1 protein-coding gene is annotated in these 11,322 nt (G+C 67.6%); it reads right to left on the minus strand.

Annotated features, from left to right (window positions below; genetic code table 11):
• Positions 1-11,322, minus strand: an 11,322-nt coding sequence (locus ACAH41_RS20150) for an SDR family NAD(P)-dependent oxidoreductase (RefSeq protein WP_370538435.1), incomplete at both ends; no start/stop codon positions are given.

Genomic DNA, 11,322 nt, shown 5'->3' on the forward strand with positions numbered 1-11,322 from the left:
GGCGTCTTCCAGCGTGGCGTGCACGCATTGCAGGAACAGCCGTTCCTGCGGGTCCATGAGTTCGGCTTCGCGTGGCGAGATGTTGAAGAACAGCGGGTCGAATTGGTCCACGCCTTCGATGAAGCCGCCCCATTTGCTGTAAGTCTTGCCAGGCTTGCTCCTGTCTTCGTCGAAGTCGGTCCGCCAGTCCCAGCGCGATGCAGGGATCTCGGTGATGCTGTCTTTGCCGGTGCTCAGGTTCGTCCAGAACGCCGCCACGTCCTCGGCTTCAGGGTAGCGGCCCGACAGGCCGATGATGGCGATTTCGCCGGTGTCCTGCCTGTCAATGCGGTTGCGCGCTTCGTAGCGCGACCGGCGGCTCATCGGCGCGACCGGCAGCTCGGCCCTGGCCAGCATGGGCGCAAGGGCCGGAACGCTGCGCGTTTCACCCACCAGCGCGGCCATCGCAGCGTGATGGTGCTGAACAAAATAGCCACTCAATGCGGAAATGGTCTGGTACTCGAAGAACAGCGTCTTCGGCAGTGGGCCGAACTGCTTTTCGAGGCTGCGCGTCAGGTCCAGGATGAGGATGGAATCGATGCCGTAGCTCTCCATCTGCGCCTGTGCGTCGATCTTCTGTGCCGGCAGCTTCAGCGCATTGGCGAGGAAGCGGACCAGGTAGCGAACCGCTCGTTCGTCGAAGCTGTCGCGCGCATCGGCCGCCATCAGTGCGGGCGCGGCGGCCGGCACGGGGCGCTCCGCTTTCAGCGCCCGATCGGCCGGGGGCGTCGGCGTGGTCATGGCCTTCAGGCCGAGCCGCCTGAATTGCACGCAGACCATGCCCTTGGCGTCGCAGAGGTCGATGTCCACCTCCTGTACCGCGTCATTGCTCGCATGGCTTGCGCTGGCCCTCACGACGGCCCACATCGTGGGCGTGCACGGCGCCAGCACGGCCAGCGACCCCAATGCAAAAGGCAGCATCAGGCTCAGGCCGTCAGCCTTGGCGCCGATCCGCAGGCCAACCGAGGCCTGCATCGCCGCGTCGAGCAGGCTGGGGTGCAAGACATAGCGGTCCTGGGCCCCCGGCACCGATGGCGACAGCGTGATGCGCGCCACCGCCAGTTGCTCGCCGACGAACAACCCGCCCAGACCCTGGAAGCCGCTGCCGTAGTGCAGGCCAAGATCGTCGAACAGCGCGTAGCACTGCGCTGCGTCCAGGTGCGCTTGCGTGCATTGCTGCTTCAAGGCCGCAAGGTCGTGTGTCACCGGCGTTGCATCGTCCGCCGACCTTGTCACCAGGCCCTCGCCATGCAGCACCTCGGCTTCCGGGACGCCTGAGTGGAGCGTGTAGCGGACCTCGCCGCCACCCTCCGGATACAGCGACAGATGCAAGGCCAGCCCCTCGGCCCCGACCACCACCGGACGGGTCCAGACCACGTCCTTCAGGTGCAGCGTGCCGGCGCCGTCCATGTTGCCGTCCATCGCTTCGCTGGCCGCGAAGCGCGCCATTTCCAGTTGCGCAGCACCGGGCAGGATTTTCTTGTCCAGCACGACGTGGTCGGCAAGGAAAAACTCGTTGCCGCTGAAGCGGCTGCTGAAGCGCGGCCCGAGCAGGTTCGAGGAATTGCGATGCACCAGCGGATGCAGCACGGCGGCAGCGCCTGGCGCTGCATGCGAGGCGACCGGCCCAGACGGCACCCAATGCCGTTCCCTGGCAAACGCGTAGCTCGGCAAGCTGATGCGGCGCGGCTGCCTGTCGCTGTAGAGGCCGGTCCAGTCCACTGCCTCGCCTTGCACCCACAGCGCAAGCAGCTTGTCCAGCGCGCCCGGCTCGACCGCGCTGCGCGTGTCGGCGATGGTTGTGGCCGTGGCCGCCTTGTGGCGCCCGGCCTGTCCGCAGTGGACCTCGCCGGCAACGCTGCTGCCAGCCACATGGCGGGCCAGCTTCTCGCGCAGTTCCGCAAGCGAGCCTGCCACCAGGCCCAGCCGCGCCTTCATCGCCGCCCGGCCGACCTGCAGCGTGTAGGCCAGGTCGGCCAGGTCGATGCCGGCGTTCTCAGGCGAGGCCAGGAATGCGGACAGCCGTTGCACCTGCGCCTGCAGCCGTTCCTCGTCGCGCGCGGACAGCACGACCGCCGCCGGCCCGGCCGTGCCAGGCCTCGTCGCCGCCGGCGGGACGTATTCCTCCAGCACCACATGCGCATTGACGCCGCCAAAGCCGAACGAGCTCACGCCCGCGCGGCGTGGCAAGGCCTGGCCTTGCGCGTCGCGCAGCGCCGTCCACTCGCGCGCTTGCTGGACGACGTAGAACGGGCTCCCGTCCAGGTCGATGTACGGATTCAGCGTCTCGCTGTGCAGGCTCTTCACCAGCGTCTTGTGCTTCATCTGCAGCAGGACCTTGATGACACCGGTGACACCTGCCGCCAGCTCCAGATGGCCAACATTGGTCTTGACCGAACCGAGCCCGCAATGCGGCGCGGCCACGGCGCTGTCGCCTGTCGCCGCGTACAAGGTCTTGAAGGCCGCCTTGAGCCCGTTGATCTCGACCGGGTCGCCCAGCGGTGTGCCGGTGCCGTGGGCTTCGATGTAGCTGACTGTGCGCGGGTCGATGCCGGCGCGCTGGTAGGCCTGGCTGACGACGGCGGCCTGGGCCGTGGGATTCGGTGCCGTCAACGAGTTGGCGCGGCCGCCGTGGTTCTCGGCGCTGCCGCGCAGCAGGCCGTGGATGTGGTCACCGTCGCGCTCGGCGTCCGACAGGCGCTTGAGCACCAGCATCGCCACACCTTCGCCACGCACATAGCCGTTGGCCTCGCTGGAGAAGGTCTTGCAGCGGCCGTCCTCGCTCAGCATGCCGGCCTTGGCAAAGCTGGCATGCAGCTCGGAGTTGACGATGGTGTTGACGCCACCGGCAATGGCCATGGCACAGTCGCCGCGCTGGAGCGCGAGGACGGCGCGCCGCAGCGCCACCAGCGAGCTGGAGCAGGCCGTTTCCACCGGTTCGCTGGGCCCGTGCCAGTCGAGGAAATAGCTCATGCGGTTGGGGCCGACCGAGGCCACCGCGCCCGTCGACGAATGGCCTTCGACGGGCATGCGCGCACGGCTGATCAGATTGGCATAGCCGCTGGCGATGGTGCCGACATAGAGGGCGGTGTCGCTGCCCGACAGCGCCGGCCCCGCATGGCCAGCATCTTCCAGCGCCTTCCAGACGTGGGTCATCATCAGCCGCTGCTGCGGGTCCATCAGCTCGGCTTCCTTCGGCGAGATGCCGAAGAACATCGGGTCGAACTGATCGATGCCGGACATGAAGCCGCCCCAGTTGGGCTGGGCCTGCGCCTCATCAGCGTCGCCGGAACCGACCCACCAATCCAGGCGATCGTGCGGGATCTCGCTGATGCAGTCCTTGCCTTCGGCCAGCACGCGCCAGAAGGCGGCGATGTCGTCCGCCATCGGGAACTGACCGCTCATGCCGATGATGGCGATCGGCTCGTCCACCGCCGGGGCGCGGCTCGGCGCCGCCGTGGCGCGGTGGGCTTGGTTTGCGGCGAGTGCCTTGGGCGCCCGGGGAGCCGGCGGGGCCGATGGGGTGGCCTGGGGTGCGAAGTGCCGCCGCATGGGCTCGCTGCGTTCGCGCGCCAGGAAGCCGGCCAGGCCGTCCAGGGTCGGGAACTCGAAGAAGATCGTCGGCGTCAGCTCGGCCTGATAGCGCTCGTTCAAGCCATTGCCAAAACCGGTCAGCGTGATGGAGTCGAAGCCGTATTCGCTGAGCGAGGTTTCGCCGTCGATGTCGTCGGGTTTCACCTTCAGCGTGGCCGAGACCATCTCGACCAGGGCTTGCTGGATGCGCTGCTGCAGCGTCTTGTCGTCGATGGTGATGGGCTGGATCGTCACCACCGGTTCCATCACCGCGACCGGTGCGACCGGTGCATCGAAAGCTTCGTGTTCAAGCTGCATGGGCGGCGCTGCCGCTTCCTCGCGGCGCTCGGTCCAGTAGCGCTCGCGGGCAAACGGATACGTGGGCAGGCTGATGCGCCGCGGCGCCTGGCCGCTGTTGCGATGCAATGCCGCCCAGTCGACCGGCAGGCCCTTGACCCACAAACCGAGCAGCTTGTCAGACTTGCCCTTCGCGACCCAGGTCGCTGCGACCGAGGCCATGTCGATGTCTTCGTCGCCGGCGAGCAGCACCATCGCGTCCTTGCCGCGCTTGGCCTGTCCGCGGTGCAGGCCGGCGATGGCCTCGTCCCCTGCCAGGAAGGCAGAGAGCTTGTGGCGCAACTCGGCGAGTGATTCAACCGTCAGCGCGAGCCGCTCTTCCATGGCCTCGCGCCCGACCTGCAAGGTGTAGGCGAGATCGACCAGCGACAGCTCGGCCGGGTCGCGCTCGATCACCGCGAGAAGCCGCCGCGCCTGCGCTTCCAGGCGGTCCGGGCGACGCGCCGACAGCACCACCATCGCGGCGCCGCCGGCTTGGAGCGACGCCGGCGGTGCGATGTATTCCTCGATCACCAGGTGCGCATTCGCGCCGCCGGCACCGAACGACGAAATGCCGGCGGTGCGCGGGACTTCCTGCGCGCGGCCGCCAAGGTCTCGCACCGGACGCGGCCACGGCGCCAGCGCCGTTTGCACTGCGAAGGGCGAGTTCGCAAAGTCGATGGCCGGGTTCAGCTGGGCCGCATGCAGGCTGGGCACCAGCGTGCCATGCTTCATCTGCATCAGCACCTTGCTGACGGCCACGATGCCGGCCGCGCTTTCGCAATGGCCCACGTTGGACTTCGCCGAGCCAATGGCGCAGAACTGCTTGTCCTCGGTCCAGCCCTGGAAGGCCTTGGTGAGGCCGGCGATCTCGATGGGGTCGCCCAGGCTGCTCGCGGTGCCCTGCGCTTCGAGGTAGCTGACATGGCGAGCATCGACACCCGCACGTTCCAGCGCGCTGCGCACGACCTGCGCCTGCGCCGCAGGATTGGGCACCATGTAGCCCTGAGTCCTGCCGCCGGCATTGACGGCGCTGCCCTTGATCACGCCGTAGATCTGATCGCCATCGGCCACGGCCTGCTGCAGCGGCTTGAGCACCAGCGCGCCCACGGCCTCGCCGTCGACAAAGCCGTCGCCGTCGGCCGCAAACGACTTGCACTTGTCCCCAGCGGACAGCATCGTCATCGCGGACAGGGTCAGCAGGTGATCCGGGTCGACGATCAGGTTGACGCCGCCGGCAATCGCCACCTCGCTCTCGCCGCTGCGCAGGCTCTCCAGCGCCAGGTGGATGGCCGTCAGCGACGACGAGCAGGCGGTGTCCACCGCCATGCTGGGGCCCTGGAAGTCGAACAGGTAGGACACGCGGTTGGCGATGGACCAGAAGCGCGTGCCGGTGGGGTAACGCTCGTTCATCACGCCGACGAACAGGCCGACCTTGCGGCTCGTGCACAGCGTGGCAGGGGTGTAGCCGGCATCTTCGATGCAGGCGTAGGCCTCCTGGATGAACAGCCGCTCCTGCGGGCTCATGGCCTCCGCTTCGCGTGGCGAGATGTTGAAGAACAGCGGATCGAAGCAATCGACATCGTCGATGAAACCGGCCCACCGGGTGTAGGCCTTGCCTGGCTGGCCTCTTCGTTCATCGAAATAGCGGCTGTGGTCCCAGCGCTCGGCCGGCACCTCGCGGATGCAGTTGCGACCCGCTTTCAGGTTCGCCCAGAATTCGCCGACATCGGCGGCCTCCGGATAACGCCCGGACAGCCCGACGATGGCCACGTCCTGGGTCGCAACAGGCAGGGTTGCCAGAGACTTCCGGTTGCCAGGACGCCGAAAGGCGTGCGCCGAAGGGCGCCGGGCCTCGTTTGCGAGCGGTGTCTGCGGCTTGGGCGGCTCCGCCGGCTGGGGCGCTGCGACGGCATCCAGCCCGACCCAGCGCGCCATCGCCGCGGCCTGGGTCGCGATGAAATGGTCGGCCAGCGAATCGATGCTGGCGTATTCGAAGAACAGCGTGGGGCTGACCGCGCTTTCGATGCCGAGGTCCTTGAAGGCCTGGCGCAGGCCGTTGCTCAGTTCGAGGACCAGGATCGAGTCGATGCCATAGGCGTCCAGGCCGGTGCCGGCATCGATCCTGTCGAGCGGCATCTTCAGGGTCTGGCCGACCAGCTTCTTGAGCTGCAGCACGCACTTCTCGCGCAGCAGGGCTGGCGAGGCAGCGACCAGGGCCGTGGACGAACCGGGCGCGGCCTCGGTGCGGCTGCGCGGAACGGCCGCGGGGGCGGGGGCGGGGGCGGGGGCGGGGGCGATGCGGATCGGCGCTGCAGGCAGGCTCGCAGCAGCGCGTGCGGGCTGCCGTTGCACCGTCACGCCATCACTCTCGGCGACGACCACCTGCTGCCCGAGCGCGTGTTGGGCCGCGGCCGGGAAGAAGACATGGCGATGGCCTTCTTCACGCAGCACCGTCTCCCAGCGCTCCGGCGCGAGGCTGGGGCTGCCGGGAATTCGCAGCGGCGCGTCCTCGTACAGCCACCAGCCGTCCAGCAGGCCGAAGGTGAGGTGGGTCCACAGCTCGCAACGGCTCAACTCGTTGAGCACCAGCAGGCCATTGGGACGCAGCAGCGCCTTCGCGTTGCGCAGGCTCTCGCGGATGTCGCGGGTCGCGTGCAGCACGTTGGTGGCAATCGCCAGGTCATAGCTGCCGGCTTCGATGCCTTGCCCGGCCAACGGGCTGCCAACGTCGAAGATCCTGTAATCGAGGTAGCTGTATTCCGGGCCGTACTTCCGCTCTGCGTGCAACAGGAAAGCGCGCGACAGGTCCGTGTAGGCGTATTGCGCAATGTGCGCGGCATGGGGTGCCAGCCGTGCCAGCAGGCGGGCGCTCGTGCCGCCGGTGCCGGCGCCGATCTCGAGGATGCGAACGCGGGCTTCAGGGTCCTGCCGCACGCGTTCGGCAACGAAAGCGACCACGGTGTCGCAGAGCACGTCGTTGAAGAAGTCCGCCACGGCATTGCCCTGGTAGACGCCTTCGACCAGGTGCATGGCGGAGCCCGGGAACATGACGCTGGTGGCCTGCACGCGGCCCTGCAGGATGGCCGGCAGCTGACCCAGCATCGCGTCGACCAGCTGCACCTGGGCGCGCAGATCGGCGTCGTCCAGCCATGCCGTCTTGCGCTGCTGCCATGCGGCCCGGGCCTGGGCCAGGGAAGTCGTTTCATCTGCCGACGCCGCCAGCCATTGGCGGCTGTGTGCGAGCCAGCGCGCGTGGCCCGGGCGCAGGCCAGGCACCGCGGCATCGCCAGTCCAACCCAGCGCTTGCAGTTCGCCGCGCAAGATGGCCAGCGCCAGGCCATCGAACTCGCGCTTGTGTTGCGTGAGGCGATCCGCGTCGCCAGGGAATGGCCTGCTGCCTGAATGGCCGGAGACTGCCGTGGCGAGCGATCCGAAGCGGGCGGCGTCGACCTGCACGCGCGCCTGGCCGATCAGGTCGAACAGGCCGCCTTTGCCGCCGGTGGGTGCGACCTTGAGAAAGCCCAGCTGGGGCATGGGCGCCGCGAGCAAGCGCTCGATGGCCAGCATGCCCTCCTCCGCTTCGATGGAGCCAAAGCCCAGTTGCGCCATGCGCTCGCGGTAGGCCTGCGAGGCGACCACGCCCACGCTGCCCCAGTAACCCCAGTTCATGACCTTGACGGGGTACGGCAGGCGCCTGGCCAGTTGCAGCGCGTAGGCGTCCTTGAAGGTACATCCCGCGGCGTAGTTGCTTTGCCCGGCCGCCTTCATGAAGCTGAGCAGCGAGGAGCAGAACAGCATGAAGTCCAGCGGGAGCGCGCCGAACACCTGGCACATGCGCACGCTGACATCCACCTTGGCCGCCAGGCCCGCAAGCAGGCGGTCCTCGTCCATCTGCGCCAGGCTCTTGTCCAGCAGTGCGATGGCCGCGTGCATCACGCCGTGGATCGCCGGGTGGCGCGCCAGGATCTGCTCGCAGGCGCGCCCAAGCGCGTGTCGATCGGTCGCATCGGCCGCGATGTACTCGGGCTTCGGTCCGAAGGCGGCCAGCCGCGCCTGGGCCTGCATGATCGCCTCGTCCACCGGGCGCCGGCCGATCCAGACGATGTTCGCCTGGTGGGCGCGGATCATGTGCTCGCTCCAGGCCTGGCCAATGCCGCCCGCGCCGCCGATCACCACGTAGACGCCGCCGTGCCGGTACAGGGTTTCGTGTCGGGCGGCCGGCGCGATGTCGACCGGCAGCAAGGCCTGGCGGAACCACTGGCCGGAGCGCCAGGCCAGCGCGTCGCCCTGCGGGTCAAAAGGCAGCTGGAAGAGTTGGCCGACAGGCCAGGCTTGTGCGCCGTCCAGGTCCAGCAGGCGGAATTGCCAGCGCCGGAATTCCTTGGCCGCCGACCCCACGAAGCCATGCACGCCGGCATGCGCGGGCAACACCGCATCGGACGGGTGCACGGCCTGGGTGCGGACCGTCAACACCGTCCAGTTCAGCGGGCGTTTGTCCAAGCCAAGTGCCAGCAAGGCCTTGACCAGGCGGAAACCCAGCACCACGCCTTGCTGCTGCAACACAATCAGCGCTTCGTCGTCCGGCTGCGCCGGTTCGAGTTCGCCGCTGCCGACGATCCAGAGGAGGTGATCGAACTCGCCGTGCAGGCGCAGGGCTTCTTCGATCTCGGCGATTTGCGCGGCTGGCGGCAAGAAAAACAAGGCCGCAGCGGGGAACTGGCCGAGGACTGCTTGGCGCTGTGCGTGCGTGCCACCAAGGACCAACACACGTTCGGCGGCAGGGGCTTGGTTTGCAGGCGCAGGCGGGTTCACCACTTGCCAGACGGGCGCCAACAACAGGTCGGTTTCATTTTCAGCCTGCCCGGCAGCAGCGGTCTTGTCGCCGCTGACGGACCGCATGCTGAACTGCCCGAAGCGCACGCAGACGGTGCCGTGCTCATCGCACAGCTCGATGTCCAGCCGCTGCACGGCATCGCCCGCGTGGCTGCCGGCGCTTCTGCGCACGATCGCCCACATCTGGGCCGTGCACGGCGCCAGCACCTCCAGCGCGCCCAGCGCAAACGGCAAGCTCGGCGTTTCGCTGTCCATCTGCAAGCCCAGCGTCGCCTGCAAGGCTGCGTCCAGCAGGCTGGGGTGAAGTTGGTAGCCGCCCTGTGGTGCCGAAGCCGGCAACGCGACGCGCGCCAGCAGTTGGTCCTGGCCGATCCAGACCTCGGCCAAGCCCTGGAACGCCGGGCCGTAGTGCAGGCCCAGCTGCTCGAAGCGGGCGTAGCACTGCGAGGCTGTCAGCTGTGACTGCTGGCACTGAGCACGCAGAGCTTGCAGGTCGTGCGCCGTGGTGCCCGCCTGTTCGCGCAGATGCGCCAGGCCCTGGCTGTAGACGCGCACCTCGCCCTCGCCGTCCTCGCTGTAGATCTCGAAGCTGACGGTCCCGTCGTCTTCCGGATCGAGCGCGATGTGCAGGCCCAGGCCTTCGCTGCCCACGACCACCGGGCGCGTCCACACCACGTCGCTCAGCGCCACGCCGGCCTCGTGCCCCAGCACATGGCTGGCTGCCGTGCGCGCCATCTCCAGCTGCGCCACACCGGGCAGCACGCGCGCGCCTTGCACCACGTGGTCAGCCAGGAAGAACTCTTCGCCGCTCAGGTGGGTGCTGAAGCGCAAGCCCTCGACGTCCGAGGTGTTGCGGTGAACCAGCGGGTGCAGGTTCACCGTTGTCGCCATGGGCTGCATTGGGCTGGTCTGCACCCAGTAGCGCTCGCGGGCAAACGGATAGGTGGGCAGGCTGATGCGTTGCGGCCGCTTGTCTCCGTGCAAGCGATTCCAGTCGACGGCCATGCCCTTGACCCACACGTCCAGCAGCTTGCCGTGCTTGCCTTTGGCAATCCAGGCTTCCACCGCGGTGCCAATGTCCTCGTCGCCGCTGAGCCCCGCCAGCGCTTCCTTGTTGGGCTTGACCTGCCCACGGTACAGCTCGTCGACGCCAGTCTGGCCTTCGAGGTGCTCGCTCAGCTTCTGCTTCAGCTCTTCCACTGAGTTGACCACCAGCCCCAGCCGCTCTTCCATCGCCTCTCGCCCAACCTGCAGCGTGTAGGCCAGGTCGGCAAGGTGGATGGTCGCGTCGGATTCGATGGCATCGCGCAGTTGCTGGACTTGCTCGTTGAGCCGCTCTTCATTGCGTGCCGACAGCACGATCAGCGCCGGTCCCTGGTCTGTGCGTTGGTCTTGTGCTGCGCTGTACTCTTCGATCACCACGTGCGCATTGGCCCCGCCCGCGCCGAACGACGAGATGCCGGCAATGCGTTTGCCTTCTGTGAGTGTTCCGCCGACTTCCCGGGCGGGCCTGGGCCAGTCTGTGAGTGCCTGCTGCACGACGAAGGGCGTGCCTTCGAAGTCGATGTTGGGGTTCAGCACGGCCGAGTGCAGGCTGGGCGCGATCTGGCGGTGCTTGAGTTGCAGCAGGACTTTGGTGACGCCGGCGATGCCGGCGGCGCTTTCGCAGTGGCCGATGTTGGATTTCGCCGAGCCGATGGCGCAGTACTGTTTGTCCTGGGTCCATTGGCTGAATGCCTTGGCCAGACCGGCGATCTCGATGGGGTCGCCCAGGCTGGTGCCGGTGCCATGGGCTTCGATGTAGCTGATGTCCCGGGCGTCGATGCCGCCGTCCCTGAGTGCGCGTTCTATGACTTTGGCTTGCGCGTTGGGGTTCGGCACGGTGTAGCCGTTGGTCTTGCCGCCGTGGTTGATGGCGCTGGCCTTGATGACGCCGTAGATGTGGTCACCGTCAGCTTGCGCTTGCGCCAGCGGTTTGAGCAGGATGGCGCCGACGCCTTCTCCAGGCACATAGCCTTCTCCGCCTTCGCCAAAGCTTTCGCAGCGGCCTTTGCCGGAGATGAATTTGCCCTGCGCGAGCATCAGGTATTTGTTGGGGTGCACCGAGACGTTGACGCCGCCGGCGACTGCCACCGTGCAGTTGCCTTGCCGCAGGCTCTGGCAGGCCAGGTGGATGGCAGTGAGCGAGGACGAGCACATGGTGTCCAGGGCCAGGCTGGGTCCGCTGAAGTTGCAGTAGTACGAGATGCGGTTGGCGATGGAGGCGGGGCTGTTGAAGACGGCGAGCTTGTGGCCCCGGGCTTGTTCCTGCGCGCCGTAGAGTTGGTATTCCTCGTACATGACGCCGACAAACACCCCGACGTTCTGGTCCGGGGCCGCCGTCTCGCGGGTGTAGCCGGCGTCTTCCAGCGTGGCGTGCACGCATTGCAGGAACAGCCGTTCCTGCGGGTCCATGAGTTCGGCTTCGCGTGGCGAGATGTTGAAGAACAGCGGGTCGAATTGGTCCACGCCTTCGATGAAGCCGCCCCATTTGCTGTA

Source organism: Ideonella sp. (assembly GCF_041287625.1).
GTDB lineage: Bacteria > Pseudomonadota > Gammaproteobacteria > Burkholderiales > Burkholderiaceae_C > Ideonella.